This window comes from Tropicibacter sp. S64 (assembly GCF_049803835.1).
Lineage (GTDB): Bacteria > Pseudomonadota > Alphaproteobacteria > Rhodobacterales > Rhodobacteraceae > Pacificoceanicola.
Genome location: NZ_JBNAGK010000013.1, coordinates 133,492 through 154,461 on the forward strand (window position 1 = coordinate 133,492; position 20,970 = coordinate 154,461).

At 61.9% G+C, this 20,970-nt stretch carries 25 protein-coding genes; 9 read left to right on the top strand and 16 right to left on the bottom strand.

Translation table 11 applies throughout. The features are described 5' to 3' along the window. Positions 1–93: 93 nt before the first annotated feature. Entirely contained in the window at positions 94–1,086 is a 993-nt protein-coding gene (repB, locus tag ACP159_RS19875; protein ID WP_425101457.1) for a plasmid partitioning protein RepB, read from the bottom strand. Beyond that, on the bottom strand, positions 1,086–2,270 hold the full coding sequence (repA, locus tag ACP159_RS19880; protein WP_425101458.1) for a plasmid partitioning protein RepA: 1,185 nt from the start codon (positions 2,268–2,270) through the stop codon (positions 1,086–1,088). The genes repB and repA overlap by 1 nt, the downstream gene beginning before the upstream one ends. 215 nt (positions 2,271–2,485) lie before the next feature. Between repA and ACP159_RS19885 the strand changes: the two genes are divergently transcribed. Both ACP159_RS19885 and ACP159_RS19890 read left to right on the top strand, forming a co-directional pair. Then, positions 2,486–2,713: an AbrB/MazE/SpoVT family DNA-binding domain-containing protein gene (locus ACP159_RS19885; RefSeq protein WP_425101460.1), complete on the top strand. Its 228-nt coding sequence runs from the start codon at positions 2,486–2,488 to the stop codon at positions 2,711–2,713. Next, positions 2,703–3,098: a PIN domain-containing protein gene (locus ACP159_RS19890; protein WP_425101461.1), complete on the top strand. Its 396-nt coding sequence runs from the start codon at positions 2,703–2,705 to the stop codon at positions 3,096–3,098. The genes ACP159_RS19885 and ACP159_RS19890 overlap by 11 nt, the downstream gene beginning before the upstream one ends. Positions 3,099–3,118: 20 nt before the next feature. On the opposite strand, the gene ACP159_RS19895 is transcribed toward ACP159_RS19890, so the two are convergent. After that, positions 3,119–4,003 carry a recombinase family protein gene (locus tag ACP159_RS19895; RefSeq protein WP_299480008.1) on the bottom strand — a complete coding sequence of 295 codons (885 nt, stop codon included), beginning with the start codon at positions 4,001–4,003 and terminating at the stop codon, positions 3,119–3,121. A 226-nt stretch (positions 4,004–4,229) separates the two neighbouring features. Here ACP159_RS19895 and ACP159_RS19900 point away from each other — a divergent pair, with 226 nt between their 5' ends. Then, the gene (locus ACP159_RS19900) at positions 4,230–5,297 is read left to right on the top strand and encodes a hypothetical protein (protein ID WP_425101462.1); all 1,068 of its coding nucleotides are present in this window, start codon (positions 4,230–4,232) and stop codon (positions 5,295–5,297) included. Between the two features lie 173 nt (positions 5,298–5,470). On the opposite strand, the gene ACP159_RS19905 is transcribed toward ACP159_RS19900, so the two are convergent. Together ACP159_RS19905 and ACP159_RS19910 are read right to left on the bottom strand one after the other, a co-directional pair. Continuing rightward, on the bottom strand, positions 5,471–6,790 hold the full coding sequence (locus tag ACP159_RS19905; protein ID WP_107718010.1) for an MFS transporter: 1,320 nt from the start codon (positions 6,788–6,790) through the stop codon (positions 5,471–5,473). Between the two features lie 8 nt (positions 6,791–6,798). Next, on the bottom strand, positions 6,799–7,059 hold the full coding sequence (locus tag ACP159_RS19910) for a metal-sensing transcriptional repressor (RefSeq protein ID WP_096807345.1): 261 nt from the start codon (positions 7,057–7,059) through the stop codon (positions 6,799–6,801). A 36-nt stretch (positions 7,060–7,095) separates the two neighbouring features. Between ACP159_RS19910 and ACP159_RS19915 the strand changes: the two genes are divergently transcribed. The 4 genes from ACP159_RS19915 to ACP159_RS19930 all read left to right on the top strand — a co-directional run bounded on the left by ACP159_RS19915 (position 7,096) and on the right by ACP159_RS19930 (position 9,923). Next, entirely contained in the window at positions 7,096–7,500 is a 405-nt protein-coding gene (locus ACP159_RS19915; RefSeq protein ID WP_244906231.1) for a hypothetical protein, read from the top strand. A gap of 60 nt (positions 7,501–7,560) precedes the next feature. Beyond that, positions 7,561–8,289: a HupE/UreJ family protein gene (locus ACP159_RS19920; RefSeq protein ID WP_425101463.1), complete on the top strand. Its 729-nt coding sequence runs from the start codon at positions 7,561–7,563 to the stop codon at positions 8,287–8,289. 16 nt (positions 8,290–8,305) lie between these two features. Further along, positions 8,306–8,929 (top strand): transmembrane anchor protein, encoded by a 624-nt coding sequence (locus ACP159_RS19925; protein ID WP_425101464.1) that lies wholly within the window; start codon positions 8,306–8,308, stop codon positions 8,927–8,929. 328 nt (positions 8,930–9,257) lie between these two features. Continuing rightward, positions 9,258–9,923: a L,D-transpeptidase gene (locus ACP159_RS19930; protein ID WP_107718014.1), complete on the top strand. Its 666-nt coding sequence runs from the start codon at positions 9,258–9,260 to the stop codon at positions 9,921–9,923. 25 nt (positions 9,924–9,948) lie between these two features. Here ACP159_RS19930 and ACP159_RS19935 read toward each other — a convergent pair whose 3' ends face one another. Continuing rightward, positions 9,949–10,233, bottom strand: coding sequence for a hypothetical protein (locus ACP159_RS19935; RefSeq protein WP_107718016.1), 285 nt, complete (start codon positions 10,231–10,233; stop codon positions 9,949–9,951). Between the two features lie 182 nt (positions 10,234–10,415). Between ACP159_RS19935 and ACP159_RS19940 the strand changes: the two genes are divergently transcribed. Further along, a complete protein-coding gene (locus tag ACP159_RS19940; RefSeq protein ID WP_425101465.1) occupies positions 10,416–12,764 on the top strand; it encodes a heavy metal translocating P-type ATPase in 2,349 nt (782 codons plus the stop codon). Between the two features lie 63 nt (positions 12,765–12,827). Next, complete coding sequence (locus ACP159_RS19945) at positions 12,828–13,340, top strand: L,D-transpeptidase family protein (RefSeq protein WP_425101466.1); 513 nt, start codon at positions 12,828–12,830, stop codon at positions 13,338–13,340. Here ACP159_RS19945 and lnt read toward each other — a convergent pair. The 10 genes from lnt to ACP159_RS19995 are packed head-to-tail and all read right to left on the bottom strand — an operon-like array spanning position 13,321 to position 20,773. Then, entirely contained in the window at positions 13,321–14,928 is a 1,608-nt protein-coding gene (lnt, locus tag ACP159_RS19950) for an apolipoprotein N-acyltransferase (protein ID WP_425101467.1), read from the bottom strand. The genes ACP159_RS19945 and lnt overlap by 20 nt on opposite strands. Continuing rightward, positions 14,895–15,353 carry a signal peptidase II gene (gene lspA, locus ACP159_RS19955; protein WP_018001715.1) on the bottom strand — a complete coding sequence of 153 codons (459 nt, stop codon included), beginning with the start codon at positions 15,351–15,353 and terminating at the stop codon, positions 14,895–14,897. The genes lnt and lspA overlap by 34 nt, the downstream gene beginning before the upstream one ends. A 28-nt stretch (positions 15,354–15,381) precedes the next feature. Then, on the bottom strand, positions 15,382–16,164 hold the full coding sequence (locus ACP159_RS19960) for a ZIP family metal transporter (protein WP_425101468.1): 783 nt from the start codon (positions 16,162–16,164) through the stop codon (positions 15,382–15,384). Between the two features lie 12 nt (positions 16,165–16,176). Next, complete coding sequence (locus tag ACP159_RS19965) at positions 16,177–16,632, bottom strand: DUF411 domain-containing protein (protein ID WP_089851977.1); 456 nt, start codon at positions 16,630–16,632, stop codon at positions 16,177–16,179. A gap of 3 nt (positions 16,633–16,635) precedes the next feature. Beyond that, positions 16,636–18,009, bottom strand: coding sequence for a M23 family metallopeptidase (locus tag ACP159_RS19970; RefSeq protein WP_425101469.1), 1,374 nt, complete (start codon positions 18,007–18,009; stop codon positions 16,636–16,638). Next, positions 18,006–18,632, bottom strand: coding sequence for an SCO family protein (locus ACP159_RS19975; protein ID WP_425101470.1), 627 nt, complete (start codon positions 18,630–18,632; stop codon positions 18,006–18,008). Before ACP159_RS19975 ends, ACP159_RS19970 begins: the two co-directional genes overlap by 4 nt. Beyond that, positions 18,632–19,099 carry a copper chaperone PCu(A)C gene (locus tag ACP159_RS19980; protein ID WP_425101471.1) on the bottom strand — a complete coding sequence of 156 codons (468 nt, stop codon included), beginning with the start codon at positions 19,097–19,099 and terminating at the stop codon, positions 18,632–18,634. Before ACP159_RS19980 ends, ACP159_RS19975 begins: the two co-directional genes overlap by 1 nt. 23 nt (positions 19,100–19,122) lie before the next feature. Further along, a complete protein-coding gene (locus ACP159_RS19985) occupies positions 19,123–19,782 on the bottom strand; it encodes a DsbA family protein (RefSeq protein ID WP_425101472.1) in 660 nt (219 codons plus the stop codon). Then, positions 19,779–20,201: a disulfide bond formation protein B gene (locus tag ACP159_RS19990; RefSeq protein ID WP_425101474.1), complete on the bottom strand. Its 423-nt coding sequence runs from the start codon at positions 20,199–20,201 to the stop codon at positions 19,779–19,781. The genes ACP159_RS19985 and ACP159_RS19990 overlap by 4 nt, the downstream gene beginning before the upstream one ends. 5 nt (positions 20,202–20,206) lie before the next feature. Next, positions 20,207–20,773, bottom strand: coding sequence for an SCO family protein (locus ACP159_RS19995; RefSeq protein ID WP_425101475.1), 567 nt, complete (start codon positions 20,771–20,773; stop codon positions 20,207–20,209). Positions 20,774–20,970: the final 197 nt, after the last annotated feature.

Below are 20,970 nucleotides of genomic sequence, written 5' to 3' on the forward strand. Positions count from 1 at the left end.
AGATCAAAGTTGGGGTCTCGTGGAGCGCAAGCTTTGCGGGACCTTTTCTTTAGCCTGTACCGTGCCTCCTTTTTGTTGCTGCTCTGCCTCTCTTCATGTCTCGCCTTTCCAGCGATCGTGAAGCTCTTCGAGGACGTCCTGCGCGCGTGCATCAAGCCACTCCGCAAAGGCATCATCCACATCCGTCAGGTCCAGGCGAAGCGCCCGGCCAGATCTCTTGATAGCGCCCACGGGCGTGCCATCGATCACAAGGGCAGTGGTCTTCGATCTCGGCTTCTTGCCGAGCGTCGAGCTCACACTCTTTTTTACGTGCCGCGCAACGGCCTCAAAAGCCGCCACCGAAGGATCAACCTGCGGATCCTCATCCGCCTGTTCGTTCGCGGCCGCCTTGGCGCGAACATCAAGAGCAATTCGGGAAAGATCGTCGTTCTCGACCCGGCTGTCGGCAAGCTCCTTGGCCAAAGCTTCCCATCTGGGACGGCCGACGCCGTGCGCCGGTCCGATTGCATGGGCCAGTGCAGTTCCGATCGCCTTGGCAACCGAGATCGACATCGATACCGCCGAACGGGTCACGTTCAGCACTTCGGCAATCTGTGCCTGCGAGCCAAAGCCACTATCGAGCAGTTCCTGAGCGAAGAGGGCACGCTCGATGTAACTCAGGTCACGTCTACCAGTATTCTCTGAAACCTGAGCGCGGAGTGCCGCCGTATCGTCCAGGTTAGCGATGAGGGCGCGAACCTTGCTCACTTTGTCGGAGGCACGAATGGCCTCAAGACGGCGGCGTCCATAGACGAGGAGATACCGATTGGGGTCGGTCGCACGGCGCCGAACAAGGATGGGCACAGTCTGCCCGTTTTGTTCAATCGACGCGCGAAGGTCGTGCACATCCTTTGGGTCGAGGCGATCCGAGTATCGCTCGTCTTGGATCTCAGCCGGATCGAGCTCCCAAACATGGTGAGCATCGACAGCATCACGCGCTGACCGCAGGGCCCGATTGCTAGACATCATGCTACCAGGGGCAGGGGGCGTCCCCGCCGCTGCAAGACTATCCAGCATGGACATGCGCTTCTTCTTGCTGTCGGCCATCAGCGCCCCCAAGTCTTCTGAATGAGCTGGGCAATCTCGTCGTTGACCGCATTCAGGCTTTCAATGGCCCGGTCATAGGTCGTCCGAGTGAACGCGCTGCGTTCGACCTCGTAAAGGGTCTGCTTGGTCAAACCGGCATCTGAGATGGCCGTCGACTTGAGCATCGGCGCGTTCAAAACCTTGTCGCCGTACATCGTTCGTAAGAAGGCGACGATACGGTTCTGCGGTGCGTCTGTCGGCTCATACCGGGTCAAGAGATACCGCATCCAGTCATGCGACATGTCGGCCCCACTGTCGGCAATGACGTCCATCAGGTCGGCCGTCATTCTGAGGAACTGGCTCATCGACATCACGTCGAGCATCTCGGGATGGATCGTAACGAGAACGCCTGTCGCGGCCGACAGCGCGGACATGGTCAAGAACCCCAGTTGCGGAGGACAGTCGATGACGACGACGTCATACCGCTCATCGACCTGCGCCAGCGCCTCCTTCACACGGAAAAAGAACAAACCCGCGTTGCCGCGAGAAAGCGCCCGCGGCGTCTCGTGCTCGAACTCCATCAGTTCGAGATTACCAGGAATCAGATCGAGGTTCGGGATATATGTCTTGCGGATCACCTCGGCGATCGGAACCGGGTCTTCATAACGGATCGCATCGTAGAGCGTGCCGCCGTCCAGCAGGTCAAACTCAGGCTGAACCCCATGCAAGGCCGTGAGAGAAGCCTGCGGATCTAGGTCGATCGCCAGAACTCGGTAACCCTTGAGAGCCAACCGTTGAGCGAGATGCGCCGAGGAGGTCGTCTTGCCCGACCCACCCTTGAAGTTCATCACGCCGATGATCTGCAGATGGTCACCTGCGCGACGACCTGGAAGGTAGTCTCCCGGCTTGCGAGCCGTTTTTTCCAACAAAACGCGCAAGTTATGGATGTCTTCGGCCGAATAGTGCCGCCGGTTCCCCGATGAAACTTCCGGCGACGGCCCCTTGCCATCAAGGTGGAGCTTCCTGAGGTATGAATCGTTGACGCCCAGCAGAGCAGCTGCTTCCCCAGAGGTGAATTTGCGCATAGACTTGGATGCGTCGGGCGGAAACAGGCTCTCACGCTGCGAATGCAGTTGCGCCGCCAGCAGTTCAGAGTGCTGACGGATCACAGCGTTGAGGTCTTCCTGTGTATCGGCTCTGCTCATCTGCCCTCGCGCGCCCGTGGCGTGTTCACGGATTTTGGCGTTTAGTCGCCCTTTTCCGTGACTATTGCCGGAGAACTCAGATTCGTGCAAGCTCTTTCTAAATCTGGTGTCAGGCGCCGCATGATGCACAAGAGTAGCCTGGGTTCGGGGACAGGCTTGCCGACGTGACCAGCTTGATATACATTCCTGAACGTATATCCACGCAGGAGGTCACGATGCAGGTCGCAAAATGGGGCAACTCGCTGGCCGTCCGTTTGCCCGCGGAGCTTGTCCGGGAACTTGACCTTAAGGAAGGCGATCAGATCGATCTGGTCAAGGACGACGGCCAAGTCAAAGTTCGTCGTCTGGCGCGTGCGGATGAGGTGCTCACAGGTCTCCGCCGCTTCCGGGGTAAGCTGCCCGCTGCAGAACGCCTAAGCCGCGACGACGCGCATGAGCGCTGAATTCGCGGATACGAATGTTGTCCTCTACCTGCTCGACGACGGCCCGAAGGCCGATCGAGCCGAGACCATCCTGGGGCAGGGGCCTCGGATCAGCGTTCAGGTCCTGAACGAGACGCTGGTGAACTGCCGCCGCAAGGCTGGCCTGAGTTGGGAGGAAGCAGCAGCATTTCTCGAAGGCGTGCGCGCCTTGTGCCCCGTCGAAGACCTGACACTTCAGACCCATGACGTCGGTCGCGCTTTGGCGGAACGCTACGGCTTCTCGATCTATGATGCGATGATCGTGGCGAGCGCCCTGATTGCGGGTTGCGCCACGCTGTGGAGCGAGGACATGCAAGATGGACTGCTCGTTGAAAACCAGCTGCGGATTGTGAACCCGTTTGCATAAGGGGTGGCGGTCCGCTGCGTCTACCCCAGTAGCCCTAGCCTTTCGGCCCGCTCCAGCAGCATCTTTACCGACGAGGGCTGCCAGCTGGTCCGCCCACGCGGCGTCCGCTCCCGCATCTTCTCGAGCCGGTTGCAGATTTCTTGCAGCGTAATTTCCGGGTTTGCGCCCTTGATGCCGGCCACGATGGCGGGCAAGCGGTCGTCGGTATCGCGACGACCGGCACGGCCCAGAACGGTTTCCGGCAGAAAGCCGTCGCGGACATAGGCATTCACGGCGCGTAGCAATCGGCTTTGTGTCCACTGGCGCTCATGGGGCAGGGGGCCGTTGACGATGCGCACTACGTCTTCCCAGGCCAAGTCCGGGCGCAGGCGACGGACATGGGGAACCCAGTCCTGCGCCGTCTCGTTCAGGCGTTCCATGTAGCCATCCTGCCGCGCCAGCCGCACCTTGCGCAACGCCGCCGGATCGCGGGCGCGCAAGCCCGGATTGCCGCCGATCCGGCCCTTGCTGCGCGCGCTGGCCAGCCCCGCCTTGGTGCGTTCGCGGATCAGGGCGCGCTCGAACTCGGCCGCGGCGCCGAGAATTTGCAGGGTGAACTTGCCCTGCGGCGAAGACGTGTCGATCGGGTCGGTCAGAGAGCGGAAGAAGGCACCCTTCGCCTCCAGCCGCTCGATCACCTCCAGCAGATGCGAGAGGGATCGCGCCAGGCGGTCGATGCGCACGACGACCAGCGTGTCGCCTTTGCCGATCCGTTCCAGCACGCGGGCCAGCACGGGCCGCGCGCGGTTCCCGCCAGAGGCCTGCTCCTCGTGGATCTCGACGCAGCCCGCCGATTTCAGGGCCTGCGACTGGGGCAGGGGGGTCTGATCTTCGGTCGAGACGCGCGCGTAGCCGATCAGGGGCATCAAAACAGGCCTTTTGCAGTTTCATGTAGCGCGAATAAACGACCGTTTGTAAACGAATGCAAGGGCGCTCTCTGTGACCCTGCTCAACGAAAAGCCGTTGGTTTCCATACACTGAGCGCGATCACAGAGCCCTCGCCGACCATCGCCTGCGCGTGCTATATAAGGTGCGTGAGTGCACTCTGACAAAACCCTTGGGTAAGATGCAAAACTTAGATATTTTGCATATATGAAGCCTCAAGCGCCTGTCTTAAATGATGAATATGATGCTCTCATCCTCGCCGGTGAGGAGGTGGAAGAGGCGTCTGAGGACGATCTGTGGTTTCTGCCCGGTCCGATGGAAGAGGAACCGGATTATTTGCCGCCCGGACCACGGGCCGAACCGTGTGAAACCGAAGTCCTCGACGATTGGCGGAAAGCAGAGGCGGGCCAAGCCGCGCGTCTCGCCCGCGCCGCAGGTCGGCTCGGCGCGCTTGATGATAGGCTGCGGCGCGGGCCAGAGGGTTGGCGCCACAGGCTGGCCCTGATCGAGGCTGCCGATCTGAGTTGGTTCGCGGGCGACCGCATTGGACCGGATAGGCTGGCGCTCTGGATCTCCATGCGCCTGTTAGGGGTACAGGACGACACCGCCGCGCTCGCGCGTGTCGGTTGGGCGGTGCGGCGGCTAACCGGTGGGCCGGGACCGGAGGTAGACCTTTCCGCCTTCCTTGACCGCCGCGACCCCGAGAACCTCGCCGATGCGGCCGAACCGTTTGCGGATCGCGCAGGCGGTTGGCTGGATCTGACGGCGCAAGCCTCCGAGTTGCACCCGATCACCCGTGCTTGCTTGGGCTTTCACCTCTGGAGCCTCGCGGGACTCGGGCAGCAAGGCGATCGAATGGAGGCGGCAGTCACAGCTGCGCGGATCGCGGCCAGCGAGGGCAAGGGAGCAGTCTTTGCGCCTCTGGCAATGGGCGGGGCAGGGGGGCTACGAGCCGGTGGTCTACCGGTCGACCGTCTCGCGCGTTGGCTCGACGGCATCGAGACGGCATGCCTGACAGCGATGCGGCACCTTGACGATATCGAAGCTTGGGCTGCGCGGGCGGAGGCCGAGATGACGCCGCTTTCAGGCAAGACACCCCCTTCCTTGCGCGCTGTGCTGACCGAATGGCCGCTCGTTTCGGCCCCGATGGCCGAGGCCCTGACGGGCGCCAGCCGTGCCGCCGTCCAGCGCAACCTTGCCTGGATGGAAATGCGAGGCCTGATATGCGAGGTGACAGGGCAAGGGCGATTCCGGATGTGGCGGCTTGCAACTTAGGTTTAGCTCGTCGTCCGGAGGACAAAAATTTACGTTTAGGTCAAAACAGCCGTACGCTACGCTTGTAGAGATTCACGCATCGAGCCCATGAAGACCAATCTTACGTGGTTGATGGCTGTCCATAAGGGAGAAAGTAAACTTGCCTGCGTCCTGTCTTGGCCTTGATCCACAACTTAGAAATGCGTGGCCCAGCTGGGATGGCTCTCGTCGATGATCAAGGCGTGGCTGTGCCTGCGATGCCCTTGCAGATGGGGGTGATCAAGCGGCAGATTGTCGTGGGTATGCTCTACCTCGACAGGATCGTTTGCGGGCCAGAGCTTCAATGCAACAAGCATTCCAATGCCAGCGAGGAGGGCCAGTCCGGCCAGCGCGGGAATGACGCCATAGACCGTCAGCATCCAACCCGACAATGGATAGGTCACCAGCCAGCAGGCGTGCGACAGCGCGAATTGCGCTGCGAAGAGTGCCGGGCGGTCTCCGGCATGGGCGGAACGGCGCAGCAAGCGGCCCGAAGGGGTGAGGACGGCGGAATACCCAAGTCCCACCAGCAACCAGGCTGCCAGAAGGATCGACCAGCCGAGCCCGGCTACGAGGACCGTCATTCCCAGCCCCAGAAGTGTCGCCACCATCAGCAGCGCGCCACCGAACATCACAGGCCGGTCCGGCAGTGCATCCAGAACACGCGGCAAAGCCAGAGCGGCCGTCATGGAGCCCGCACCGAAGGCGAACATCGTCCAGGCCAGTGCACTCTCGGACAGGCCGAGCTCTCCGCGCACCAGAACGACGGTATTGACCAGCACCATCGCCCCCGCCGCCGCTGCCGCAAGATTCAGCGCCAGGAGCCCGCGAAGGCGGGGCGTGGCAAGATAGATGCGGATGCCGCGCGTGGTGCGGTGATAGACGCCGCGGGGCTCGGATGGACGGGGGCTCGGCAGCAGCACCGAGACGACCAGGAGGGCCGAGGCGGTAAAACCTGCGACCGTTCCGAGGAAAAGCGAACTGTAGGACATCACCGCGAGCAGAAGTGCGGCCAAGGTCGGACTGACGATGTTCTCCAGATCGTAGGCCAGCCGTGACAGCGACAACGCGCGGGTATAGCGCGCCTCTTCGGGCAGAACGTCCGGGATCGTCGCCTGAAAGGTCGGCGTGAAGGCGGCGGAGGCCGATTGCAGCAGGAAGATCAGCACATAGACCTGCCAGACCTCGGTCACGAAGGGCAATGCCAGCGCGACACCCGCCCGCACCAGATCAAGCGTCACCAGCAGCGCGCGGCGCGGCACCCGGTCCGCGAAGGCCCCGGCGATGGGGGCGATGCCCACATAGGCCACCATCTTGATGGTGAAGACCGTGCCCAGCACCAGCGCGGCCCCGTCGCCTGCAAGATCGAAGGCCAGCAGACCGAGCGCGACCGTTGCGAGTCCGGTTCCCAGAAGCGCCACGATCTGCGCCAGAAACAGATGACGGTAGGTGCGGTCGGAAAGGATATCGAGCATGGCGAGCCTCAGAGATAGCGGGCAATCGTCCGCAGTTCGGCACGATCCGTTTCGGACCCCTCGACGTCCAGGCAATGATCCATATGGTCATGGATCAGCGCCCGCTTGGCGTTCGTGATAGCCTTTTCGACCGCCTGCATCTGTTGGGCGATTTCGAGGCAGGGCTTGCCTGCCTCGATCATCTCGATCACGGCGCGCAGGTGGCCGTCAGCACGTTTCAGCCGGGCGACGAGGGCGGGATGACTTGCATGAACCGGGGAATCTGTCATATGAAAGGCTTATCCTCCCCTGGGGGATAGAACAAGATGGTGCCGCGACGCACCACGCGAGCGACGAGCGGGCAGGCAGAGTTGATGACAAGTTTACGGACAATCGGAAAGGCGGCTTTCGCGACCCTTCTCTGCGCGGCCATTCTTGTCTGGTCGGTGATGCCTACAACCTCGCACGCTCCCGCGATCATCGATGTGCTTCAGGAGCACGCGGAGATGATCGCCGAGCACGGGCATTCGCACGGTTTGGAAGAAGACCTGGCTTGGGCCATGCACGGGCACAGCCACGACAGTATCGATCACGACCACAGCCAGGCGGTTGTGCCTCGCCCCGATCTGTCGCCGCAGCCGCTCGATATCTACAGGACCGCATGGTGGCTGAGTTCAGCCACAGCGAATACGCTACGGATCGACCAGATCGAACGACCTCCGCGCGTCTGATCGACCGCGCGCTATCGGCGCGTTTCATTCGATCATCAACACATATGCGGAGTTCAATCCATGACTACAGTCCATCGGGGCTGGACCGATCCCGGCATACGCCGGATCGTGATCCTGTCCTTCATTACGCTGTCAGCGCTTATCTCAAGTGCGGGCCACGCGCTTGCCCATAACGTCACCGAAGGTGACGCGGGCTACATCCAGGAAATCTGGGGGGTAAACATCATTCCCTTCATGTATCTCGGTGCCAAACACATGGTGACGGGTTACGACCACATCCTGTTCCTGCTTGGCGTCGTCTTCTTCCTCTACAGGATGAAGGACGTGGGCATCTATGTGAGCCTCTTCGCCCTCGGGCATTCGACCACGATGCTGGCGGGCGTCTGGTTCGGATGGGGCATAAATGCCTATATCATCGACGCCATAATCGGCCTGTCGGTCGTCTACAAGGCGCTCGACAATCTCGGCGCCTACCAGCGCTGGTTCGGGTTCCAACCCAACACCAAGGCCGCGACGCTGATCTTCGGCTTCTTCCACGGCACTGGCCTGGCCACCAAGATCCTCGACTACGAGATCGCCTCGGACGGACTTCTGGCCAACCTGCTGGCGTTCAACGTGGGCGTCGAGATCGGTCAGCTTCTGGCGCTCGCCATGATCCTCATCGTCATGGGCTACTGGCGGAAGTCCCCGAACTTCTTCCGCCAAGCCTACACCGCCAACGTCGTCATGATGTCCATGGGCTTCATCCTGATGGGCTTGCAAATCACCGGCTATTTCGTAGCCACCTGAGAAATTGGAGACCAAAATGTTCAACGCAGAAAAACCGAGCCTCGAAGAACTGCCAAGCTCCGCGCAGCTGATCCGTTCCACCGCCATCGCGGCCGCCAGCGCCGTCGCGATCCTCGTGACCGTCGTGTTGCCCGCTGAATACAACATCGACCCGACCGGGATCGGTGGAGTCCTTGGACTGGCGGAAATGGGCGAGATCAAGACCCAGCTCGCGGAAGAGGCCGAGGCCGACAGGCTGATAGAGCTTGAGGCAGAGGAACAGTCGAGCCTGATGAACGATATTTTCGGGCTCTTCGTCGGCGCGGCACACGCGCAAGAAGTCGAAGTCTGGCGCGATGAGATATCCTTTACTCTAGCACCTGGTGACAGTGCCGAATGGAAGCTGGTGATGGAAGAAGGCCAGACGGTCGAATACCGGATTTTTGTCGAAGGCGGTCGCGTGAACTTCGATATGCATGGCCATGGCGGCGGTCAGTCGGTGACCTATGATAAGAGCCGCGGCTCCACTGGCGACGCAGGCGAGATCGTCGCCGCGTTCGACGGCGAACACGGCTGGTTCTGGCGCAACCGCGACAGCGAGCCCGCCACCGTGACCGTTCAGGTTCGCGGTGAATATGCCGAATTCAAAGACGCCAGTTGAACTCAGGGGCTACCACTGCCGAATCGCGTGGAGTTGGTGGCCCCTACTCATTTAGGCGGGCGGCCAGTTCTGCGCAAATCACAGCGATGAAGGTTTTGAGTTCTCGAAACAGAAGCGCGTTGTTGCGCAGACCAGATCTGGCCCAACGAGAGTAGCTTGTCAGTTGATACAAAGTGCAACCGTAGCAGGCGCTCTAAGCCTGAAAGGACCGCCGACTTGTTCACAAAAATATTCCCTTGAACCTCTAGCTACTAGAAGTCTTATCTACTGAAAGTGAACACATGCCGTTCTTGCCATCAATCGCCGGCGGGAACCGAAAGGGTACGAAATGCTGACAAGACGACACTTCATCCAGACAACAACGGCGCTATTTTCGGTGACCGTTCCCGGCGTGGCTTTTGCCGACAGTTGGCCAACCGAGGCGCAGAAGGCTGCGTGGGACGCACAGGTGACGCCTCAGGATTATGTTGCCGAGACTTCCAACCCATGGGGATTGCACCCGCGGTTCCTACCGCAACGTGTAGTCGCGAACGACGGTCTCGTGCCGGGAGATATCCATGTCGATGCGGTCGCGCGATATCTCTACCACATTGAAGAGGGTGGGACCGCGATGCGCTACGGCGTGGCGATCGCGCGGGGGAACCTCTACGAGCCGGGTGTCTATACCATCAAGCGCAAGGTCAGGTGGCCGCACTGGCAACCGACACAGAGCATGATCAATCGCGACCCCGAACTTTATGCTGATATTGCCGATGGCATGGAACCCGGACCGGAAAACGCGCTTGGATCAAGGGCGCTGTATCTCTACGTCGGGGATCGCGATACCCTTCTGCGCATCCATGGCACTCCGAGCCCACGGAGTATCGGTGGCCGCGCAAGTTCGGGCTGCGTACGGATGGTCATGGCCCATATCAATGACCTTTACCCGAACGTCGAGACCGGCTCTACGGCCTATCTTTACTCGGCAGAGGACAGCGTCACTGCCCGCAGCTAAGCCAAGCAGCGGTCGGCAAACGTAGTTAAGTTTCGCGAGGGGTGCAGATACGATTGCCGTTCGCCGTTCGCAGCGGCAGCAGGGTCGTTTCAACGGGGCCGCTGTGTTCGTACCAGTAGCACCCGTCTTCCGGTACCAAGCGCGCGGTTGCAACATCCTGATCCGGGGCAGCCAATGCAATCACAGCTTCGGGAACGTTGCCCCGCTGGTCTGCCGCGTCGCCCGGCCCAGTCGGCTGGACTGCGCACCCGGCCGTAAGCGACAACGCCACTGCGACCATAATTTTTTGCTTCAGCATCATAACCCGCATCAAGCTTCCTTTCGTGACTGTTTTTCTTTGCAGCGGCTGTTCATGCTTAAAGGCGTGATAGAGCCGGTCACCGCATCCTCTAGCAATAAAACAAACTGAAATACCACCGTATTTTGCTCTTGAAGCTCTAGCTACTGTAGGGGCTATGCCATGGCGAAGCACCCGAATCCAGAGGTCCGTTCATGCCGTCCGACACCCACCGTCACGATCACGCCGAAGATACCCAGACAAGCAGCGGCAGCTGCTGCGGCAGCGCCGGATCGTGCGGCGACATCGTTCCGGCGACCCCCGCGCCAGCGGGCGGGCGCAGTTTTCAGGTGTCCGGCCTCGATTGCGCCGAGGAGGTAGCAATCCTGAACAAGGTGGTCGGCCCGAAGATCGGCGGGGCCGAGCATCTCGCGTTCGACGTGATCAATGGACGGATGACTATTCTCGACAGCGCCAAGAGTGTATCGGACGGCGAAATTGCAGAACTGGTCGCAAGGACCGGCATGACCGCCAAGCCCTGGGATGCCGAAAACGCGTCGGTCGACCAGGCGGCCCATCTTGCACGACAGCGGCTGTTTACGGCGCTCAGTGGCGGCTTCTGGGCCGCGGGATTTCTGTGGCACATCATCGAGACCGGCATGGGCGGGGCACTCGGCCTCTTCGCAGGGCACGGCGAAGCGCCGATGCCACTGGTCGAGGCAGGGCTATTCGCGGTTGCTATCCTGTTCGGTGTCTGGCTCGTGGCACCCAAGGCATGGTCGTCCGCACGGCGGCTGTCGCCAGACATGAACCTGCTGATGGTCGTCGCAGTCGCGGGTGCAATTGGCCTGGGCGAATTTTTCGAGGCGGCGACAGTCGCGTTCTTCTTCTCGCTCTCGCTTTATCTCGAAAGCTGGAGCATCGGGCGTGCGAGGAATGCGGTTTCAGCTCTGCTCGACCTCGCGCCGCCGACGGCAAGAGTTCTTAATGATGACGGCTCGGAAGCGGACGTTCCGGCTTCTGCGGTTGCTATCAACGCACATTTCGTCGTGCGCGGCGGAGACCGCATCCCATTGGATGGTGAGGTTGTCGATGGGGCAGGGGCCGTCGATCAGGCGCCAATCACCGGAGAGAGTGCGCTGGTCCCAAAGGAACGGGGCGACGAAGTCTATGCCGGTACGATCAACGGCGAAGGCACACTGACGGTGCGCGCCACGAAGGCCGCCTCGGACACCGTCTTGGCCAAGATCATCCGCATGGTCGGCGACGCCCATGCCCGCCGCGCGCCGGTGGAGCAGTGGGTGGCGAAATTCGCCCGCATCTACACGCCTATCGTCATGGCTCTCGCCATTGCAATTGCCCTGCTGCCGCCGCTCATTATCGGTGGGGCCTGGGATTATTGGTTCTACAATGCACTCGTGCTGCTGGTGATCGCCTGCCCGTGTGCTCTGGTCATCTCGACGCCGGTCTCCATCGTCGCCGCACTCACCGCCTCAGCGCGGGCCGGAGTGCTGATCAAGGGCGGTGCATATGTTGAGGCACCAGGCAAGACCACTGCACTGGCCATGGACAAGACCGGCACGATCACCATGGGCGAGCCCGAGGTGGCGGCGGTGCATCCGCTGGGCAAAGCATCGGCGCAAGATTTGATGACCCTCGCCGCTGGGCTGGAGGCACGTTCCTCGCATCCCTTGGCGCGCGCCATTCTTGCGCGGGCAGAAGCCGACGGCATCAAGGTATCCGCCGCGGAAGATACCCGAACCGTTCCGGGCAGGGGACTTGAAGGACGCACAGACGGCCGGTCGATCTGGCTGGGGTCGGACCGGTTTGCCGAGGAGAAGGGTTTCGGCGACGCCATTCCGAAGGATTTGCGCGACCGCATCGAAGGGGCTGGCAGCACCCTTGTTGCCGTGGGCGACGACACCGGCGTCACCGGCATCCTGGAATTGCGCGACCGTATCCGCCCCGACGCCAAGGGCATCGTGGCACAGCTCCACGCGCAGGGCGTGAAGACCATCGTCATGCTGACGGGCGACAACGAGCGGACAGCGCGCGCCGTTGCCGCCGAGGTCGGCATCGACGAGGTCCGCGCCGAGCTTCTGCCCGAAGACAAAGTGACAGCCATCGAAGAACTGGTCGAAACGCATGACATGGTGGCCATGATCGGCGACGGGGTCAACGACGCCCCGGCCATGGCGCGCGCGCATTACGCCATCGCGATGGGTGCCGTTGGTTCGGACGCGGCAATCGAGACGGCGGATATTGCCCTGATGACAGACGACCTCGGGAAGGTGCCTTGGCTGATCGGTCATTCGCGCCGGACAATGTCGATTATCCATCAGAACATCGGTATTTCCTTGGCGACCAAGGGCGTTTTCGTTGTCGCTACCGCGTTCGGACTGGCATCGATGTGGGGCGCTATTGCAGCCGACGTAGGAGTGTCATTGCTGGTGGTGGCCAATGCCCTGCGCCTGCTGAACAGCCAAGAGGCCAAGGCACCGCCGTCCGGCGGTGAACAGGTTGGTCCACAGATGGCAAAGGCCGCGCTTGCCCACGGACATTGATCACGCAGCATTTGCAAGGTAACGTAATGTCCATATCAGACCTCACGAAAGAGGCATCGAGCAGTGAAAACCATCCGATTTCCCCGCCGTGCCGTCCTGTTGGGCGGGTTGGCAGCGTTTTTGTCCGGCTGTGCCAGCAAGTTCCGCAGCTATGGCGGACCCGAGGTGACCCGTGTTCGGCTTTACAAGGGGCAGCGCTTGCTTGTTCTGGACGGAGCCGATCGCGTATTGCAAACCTATCCGGTCGGGCTGGGTTTCGCGCCCGAGGGTCACAAGCAATTCGAGGGAGACGGTCGGACCCCGGAGGGCGCCTACGTAGTCGATAAGCGCAACCCTGAAAGTACCTATCATCTTTCAGTTGGTATCTCTTATCCGAATGAGGCCGACATCGCCTTTGCCGAAGCGCAGGGCCTTTCCCCCGGCGGCGACATCTTCATCCATGGTGGTCCACGCCCGGGCATCGACCCAACGGACGTCCGCGACTGGACAGCTGGCTGCATCGCGGTCACAGATCGGCAGATCGAGGACATCTATGCAATGGTGAAGGACGGAACACCTATCCACATCTTTGCATGACGGTTTTTCTCATGCGGCGGTAGCGCGCCGTCGCATTGGCCGCCATTGCCCAGCTCCACGAAGCCAAGATGAACGCCAACGGCATCCAGTCCCCGAAGCTCGCGTAGAGTGTCGGCGGCCGCGCGGAGGGCAGGCTAGCATTGATGATCCCTGTTTCGCCGGTATCGAGCCGCGCAACGATTTCTCCGTTCGCGTCGATGACCGAGGAGATGCCCGTATTCGCGGCTCGGATGACAGGAAGGCCTTCCTCCACGGCGCGCATCCGTGCGGAAGCCAGATGCTGCTCGGGTCCGATGCTGGTGCCAAACCAGGCATCGTTGGTGGCGTTGAAAATCCAGTCCGGCCGGAACAGGTCGTCGACCACATGCCCTGGGAAGATGATCTCATAGCAGATCGCCACGGCGACCAGCGGCACACCCGGAAGCGCAAGCGTTCTCGGGCCCGGTCCGGGCGTAAAATCGCCCAGACCCGCCGTGAGCCGCTCGATGGGCAACCAGCCGCGGAATGGCACATATTCGCCGAAGGGCACGAGATGGTGTTTCGCGTATCCGGTCAGGATCTCGCCGGTCTCGTCAAATGCCTGGACCGTGTTGAAATATCGGGTGCCATCCTCGCTCGGTACACGGTCCGGCACACCGGTAAGCAGCACTCTGCCGTCTGGTAGCGCTGCGGCAATGCGGGCCCGTGCCTCCGTATCCTCATCGAGGAAACCCGGAAAGGCGGTTTCCGGCCAGAGAAGCACGTCGAAATCGCCGGGCCGGGTTGAAAGCTCAAGATAGCGCGCGAAGGTCGCCTCGCGGTTCTCGGGAGCCCATTTCTCCTCTTGTGGAATGTTGCCCTGGACGATGCGCAGGTCGACACCGGGTGGCTGTTGTGCATCCGACTGGAGGCGCAGCGTGCCGACAGCCCACATCGTCGCGATTCCGGCCAGCGCCATGAGCGAGATGGTCAATCGTTGCCGCCCGGACGCCATAGCAGCCGCGCCAGGGAGTACCGCGACGAACACGGTGAGAAAGCTTAGCCCATAGCTTCCGACCCAGGCGGCGGTCTGGCGAAGGGCGGCGTAGTCTACAAGTGCGTAACCGGCCAGGTTCCAGGGAAACCCTGTCAGAACGTGACCACGCAACCACTCGGCCACGGTCCAGGAGGTCGCGAACAGGAGGCAGGCCAAGAGACTGCCCATGGCTCCGCGCCGCGCGATTTCGGCAAAAAGCGCAGCGGCAATGGCTGGGAAAATCGCGAGACCTGCGGACAATCCCGCGACCGCCGGAATCGCCATCGTCCCAAACCGCTCGGCCTCGACGTAGAAACTTTCCGCGATCCACCAAATCCCGAAACCGAACTGGCCGAGACCAAACGCCCAGCCGACGAGGAAAGCGCGCCCGAAGGAGAGATCGCGAAGCCCGACAAACAACGCGGAATAGGCAACGGGAACGAGCAGGAGAATCGAAAGAGGCGGGAAAGTCAGAACGGTCATCGCCCCGGCGGCGAAACCAAGCGTCATCCGCGAAAGCAAACGGTGGCGCAGAGCGATGCGGTTCAGAATTTCCGGCTTCACGACTTGATCGAACGCCGCGCGCTGATCCATGGCGCGGCGAGCAAGAGCCCCACGCCACTGACGACAAATACATCGGCCAAGTTGAAGGCAGGCCAATGTGTTGTGCCAATGTAGAAATCGAGAAAGTCTGTTACAGCCCGATACCGCACACGATCGATGACATTGCCCAGGGCTCCGCCAATGATCGCACCGTAGGCAAGCGTTTCCACCGCATTGTCGGCGCGAAACAGCATAACCCCCAGCCAAACACAGATGGCAAGAGCGAAAGCGATGAGGCTCCACCACGGCGCGCCGCCCAACATCCCGAAAGTCACGCCGTCATTACGATAAAAGACGAGGTTGAATCCCGGAAACACGGGAATTCCGGCGCTTAAAGTGACGGCATTCGCAACGACAATGGCTTTGGTGATCTGATCGATCGCGAACGCAGCAAGTGCTGCGAAGACGCCGATCATCGGAGATACCTTGTTTAGTGACATTGCCTCATCCCAACCAGACATCAAGGAACAGCATCAGAACGAGCCCGACTGCGAGACCGAGCGTCGCCCTGTTCTGATGGCCGCTGCGATGGGTTTCGGGGATGATTTCGTGGCTAATGACGTAGAGCATTGCGCCCGCGGCAAAGGCCAGTCCCCATGGCAGCAGCGGTTCCGACAGTGTGATGATCCCGGCCCCGAGCAGGCCGCCAATCGGCTCGACCATGCCCGTCAGCGCCGCGATGCCCCAGGCGCGCAGCTTCGGATATCCCTCGCCCAGCAGAGATACAGCGACGGCCAATCCTTCGGGCGCATTCTGAAGCCCGATGCCGATGGCGAGCGGCAAACCGCCCTCCATACCTCCGGATCCGAAGCCGACCCCGACCGCGAGGCCTTCGGGGAAGTTGTGGATCGTGATCGCGATGATGAAAAGCCAGACCCGCCGCAAAGACGCCGCTTCGGGCCCTTCGCGTCCTGTCTTGAAATGCTCGTGCGGCAGCTTTTCGTTCATCAGGGCGACGGCCCCCATTCCCAGAAGGATCGAGACGCATACGATGGCCGCAGGCATCGCGCCGTTCTCGAACATCGGCTCGGCCGCATCCAATGCCGGGATGATCAGCGAAAAGAACGAGGCTGACAGCATGACACCGGCAGCGAAGCCGAGCGACAGATCGCGCGTGGCCCGGGACGGGATGCGCCCAAACAGCACGGGAGCTGCTCCGACTGCCGTGAGCGCACCGGCGGCGAGACTTCCGAGAAAGCCGAGCATTATCGGAGACAGATTTTCCATGGGCGGGCCAGATTATCCTTCGGCGTAGCTCGAAAAGACTTCCGTCGACCCGTCCTTGCGGATGAGGAAGACATCATAGGCCTCGCGGTCGTCTTCTGGCCCCATGCCGGGCGAGCCATAGGGCATCCCCGGAACGGCGAGGCCGACGGCGTCCGGGCGCTCCTCGAGAATGCGGCGGATGTCAGCGGCCGGGACATGGCCTTCGATCACGTAGCCATCAATGAGCGCGGTGTGGCAGGAGACCATGCGCTGCGGCACCCCGTTGTCGAGCTTGAAGCGAACCAGCGACCCACCGAACATGTTCTCGCCCGTCGGCGCAAACCCGTTTTCTTCGAGATGGTTCATCCAAGACAGGCAACAGCCGCAACCGTTCGTCTTGCGGACCTCGATCGCCGTTGCCTCTGCGAGGACCTGGGCCGCTGGTAACAGGGCGAGGGTGATTGCCAGAGCTTGGGTCATGCGTTTCATGGGTCAGAGCCTTTCGGTTGTCGTTTCGGCAATCTCGCTGCCGAGGTTTTGATTCAGAAGCGCGCGCGCCTCGGCCAGACGCGAGAGCGCGGCGGTATCATCCGCTTCGCTCTCGGCTGCTTCGGCGAGCCGGTCGTCAGAGAGGGGGTCAGTCGGGCGCCCATCCACGAGGACTTCGTAGTGCAGGTTCGGACCTGTCGCCGTGCCAGTCGCGCCGACGCGGCCGATCACATCTCCCGCCGCAACGCGTTGGCCTTGTGCCAGGCCATCCGGCACGGCGCTCAGATGCGCATAGCGCGTCAAGGTGTCGGAGCCGTGGGCGATTTCGACCACACGGCCATAGCCGCCGCGCCAGCCGATGAAGCTGACCCGCCCCGGTGCCGTCGCTTGAACCGGTGTCCCACGTGCCGCTGCGAAATCGACGCCGGTGTGCATCCGGACGTTACCAAAGACCGGATGCGTGCGGCGTCCGAACACCGAGCTGAGGCGCGCACCCTCGACCGGCTGTGCGAAGACGCGCAGCACCTCGCCATCGACGTAGATCGTCGCCTGACCGCTGCCGTCGTCCGGCCATACGATCTCGTAAAGCGAACCGCCGATCTCCAGTGCGGCGAAGGCGAGCTCGGGCTGTCCGATCCTGTCCGCCCCCACACGCGCCTCGCGCCAGAGAAGCCTTAGTGTCTCGCCTCCGGCCATCTCGCGGCGGAAATCCACGGTCCCACCCAGCATCTGCGCAAGGTCCACGGAAAAACGGGCGGGTATGCCGGCTTCGTCGAGTGCCGCAAAGATCGAGCTGTCGATCACGGCTTCGCCGGCAAGGGTTACGATCTCCGGATCCGGAGCCACGACCTGCGTGGACAACTGCTCGCCGAAAACCACCTCGATCCGCACTCCGTCCTCGACGGCGAGCGAGACGGTGCGGGGTCTGCCGTCCACGGTCGAAGCGACAGTGACCGAGTGCCCCGGCCGCAGCCGTCGCAGATCGTATTCCGCGCCAAGCGCGAGGGCAACTTCGGCTCTGTCAGGTGCCGCAAGTCCAGCTTCGGACAGCAAGAAATCGAGCGTCTCGCCAGGTGCAATGTCGCGCGACCACGTCGACAGGGGTGGCTCGATCGCCTGCACCGGCCTGTCGGCAAACGCGACCTGCAGAAGGGGCAGGGGGCCGAGGTTGGGTGCATCCTCTGCCCATGCCGTCGCGGGCAGCGTCACGAGGATGTCAACGTTTTGGGGAGCTTCAGGACCTTGGGGCATCCATTTACCTGCCGAGGCAAGTTCCGGCGGCACGGGTTCTTTCGACATGAAATCAGAGAGGGCGATAGCCGCTCCCGAAACCGTCCCCGCAATTGCGACAACCGCCGCCAAAGTTCTGAGCCTCATGTCGCCCCCTCCATTTCTTCTGCCAGCGCGCGGCGAATTTTCGGTACCGCGAATTCTCTGGGTTCGTGATAGTCGATCATGGTGACGAACCGCCCAGAGGCTGCGAACAGGAAGACGCTCGCGCTGTGGTTCATCGTGTAATCGCCGCTCTCCGTCGGCACCCTTTCGTAGGTGGCGTGGAAGCCGTCCGCGACGCGCGCTATCTGCTCCTCCGGCCCCGTCCAGCCGCGGATCGCCGGATGGAAGTAGCCGACATATTCGGCCATCGCCTCTACAGTGTCGCGCTCGGGATCGACCGTGATGAAAACCACGTTCATCTCGTCGGCCTCGTCTCCCAGATCGTCGAGCCATCCCGAAATGTCCGAGAGCGTGGTCGGGCAGACATCGGGACAGTAGGTGAAGCCGAAGAACGCAATCGTCGGTCGCCCGATCAGGGTTTCCGGCCCGACCGCGTTGCCCTCATGATCCGTCAGACGGAAATCCATCGCGGTCAGAGCCACAGGCCGCTGCCCGATAGGCTCAGGTCCACCGGGGCCATCGACCTGCCACCAACCGACGAAGAGCATAAGGGCGACCGCCCCGACACCAGCCGCACCATACCCCTGGATCGCCCGTCGCCGCATCAGTCCTCTGGCCCCCGCGCGGCGATGCCGAGGATCGGCACCTCGACCGTCACCTCGCCTCCGTCGTCGAAAAGCAGGGTCAGCGGAAAGGTGTCCCCTTTCGTCATCGGTTCTTGTAGCCGCATCAGCATTGCGTGCAGGCCCCCCGGTTCGAGCGCGACGCTCTCGCCCGGGGCGATCGCGATCTCCCCCGCCGGGCTCATGGAACTCACACCTTCGGCATTTGTCTTCGTCTCGTGGATTTCGGGCATCATCGCGAGCGGTGTTGCAAGGCCGATCAGCGTCACTGGCTCGTCGCCAGTGTTGCGGATCGTCATGTAGGCGGCTCCAGGACGGTTCATCCCGATGGAGGCGCGGGACCACGCGTTCTCGACGACAACATCCTCTGGTCCGGCCAGCGCAGGCACCGAGAGCCCTCCAAGGGTCAAAAGCGCCGCTAGTGTGCTGGTCAAAATATACTTTTTCATGGTTCTGATCCTGCCTTTTCCATTCAGCTTTGCGCGGCAGCGACTTCGGCAGCCACCAATCGCCGCAGTTCTGCCTCCCCGAACGGATCGAGCGGCTTGCCGTTCACGAAGAATGTGGGCGTCTGGCGAATTCCCACGGTCTCGACGTCAGCACGATCCTGATTCAGGATTGCCACGACATCAGGTGCCAGCATTTGCGTGCGCGCGGCCTCGGCATCGAGTCCGGCCGTGGCGCCGATCTGAAGGATCAGGCCGGGCGCCGGGGCACCGTGCGACGCCCAGCTCGGCTGTTCCCGCAAAACGGCCTCCAGCACCGGCACGTAAACATCCTGCATGCGTGCCACCTCGAGCACGCGGATGGCTTCCTCGGATGCCTCGCCGTGGAAGGGCGTGTAGCGGATCACGACGCGGACAGCATCCCCATGCTCGGCCATGATGTCCTTCACGATGGGATGAAAGGCGCGACAGGCCTCGCAGGCCGGATCGAAGAATTCGACGATCGTGACGGGCGCCTCCGCAGGCCCAAGGATGGGCGAGTAGGGGCGGATCATCGCGTCCGCGAGTTCCGGCGCAACGGGCTCAACTTCGGCCACCGGGCCGAGGCGGTTTGCAAACCAGGTGGCTCCGGCGAAACCGGCGACGCCGAGGGCGAGAACGGACAGGATCAGGCCGCGTCGGTTCATCTTCGTGTGTCCTTCAGTGAAAGGGCCGACAGCGCCCCGATCAGCGCGAAGGTGGCGAGCGCCATCAGCGGGATAGGGATGCCGAAGACCAGTTGGTTGTCATCGGTGCAAGAGGGGCCGGTGGCCGTGCAGGGCTGGATGCGTTCGGGAACAAGACCGACGTACAGCCCCATGTGCCAGAGGGCGATTGCGCCGCCGCCAAGCGCCAATGCGATGCCGTAGCGCCCCACGCGACCGTCCCGCCACCAAAGGCCGAGCCCGAGGACAATGGCCAAGGGAAACATGAAGGCGCGCTGGAACCAGCACAGCACACAGGGCGTCTGCCCCAGCACCTCGCCGATGAAAAGCACGGCAAGCGAGGCGACGAGCGCGATGATCCATGCCAGCCCGAGGGCTGTTTCTCCGGACATACGGTTCATATCGGTCAGATCCTCTCTTCCAGATCGGCGAGGATCTCTTCGGCGGAGGTGCCGTAGGGCCACGAGTCGGCGAAGCCCGCGTCGGGATCGAAGAGGAATAGATGCGACGTGTGGCCCATCGTGTAACCATCCGGCGCTGTCGCCTCTTCGACGCGCTCAAAGAAGCTTGGAAACGTCTCGGACGTGGCGGCGATCTGTTCCGGCGTGCCCGTCAGCCCGATGATGCCCGCATCGAACAGCGGGACGTATTCGGCGAGTGCTGGGGGCGTGTCTCGTTCAGGGTCGATTGTTATGAAAATCGGCTGGACCTTGGCGGCATCGTCGCCCAGACCCTCCATCACCGCCGCGACCTCAGATAGGGTCGTCGGGCAAACGTCGGGGCAGTTGGTAAAGCCGAAAAACACCAGCATCCAGCGCCCCGCAAAGTCTTCCTCGGTTTGAACCATACCCCGGTGGTCTGTCAGTTCGAACTCAGCGAAAAAAGGCGGCTCGGTGTCGGTTCGGGCGCGGTCGGCACGATAGTCCGACCAGAGGAAAAGCCATACGAAGGCAAGCGCTGCGACGCCCGCCAAAACCCAAAGAAATTTCTGTGCCGATGTAAGGGACAATCCTGAGCGCCTGCCATTGATTCTTGATTGTTGCTGCGTCTACATCCTCTAGCAGCTAGAGGTTCAAGCGCGAAGTCATAGTAAAGCTTGAACACACGCATCTGTGAATCCGGCACTTGTATTTTCCGACCGCCAAACCTACACAAACTTTACCTTTTTCA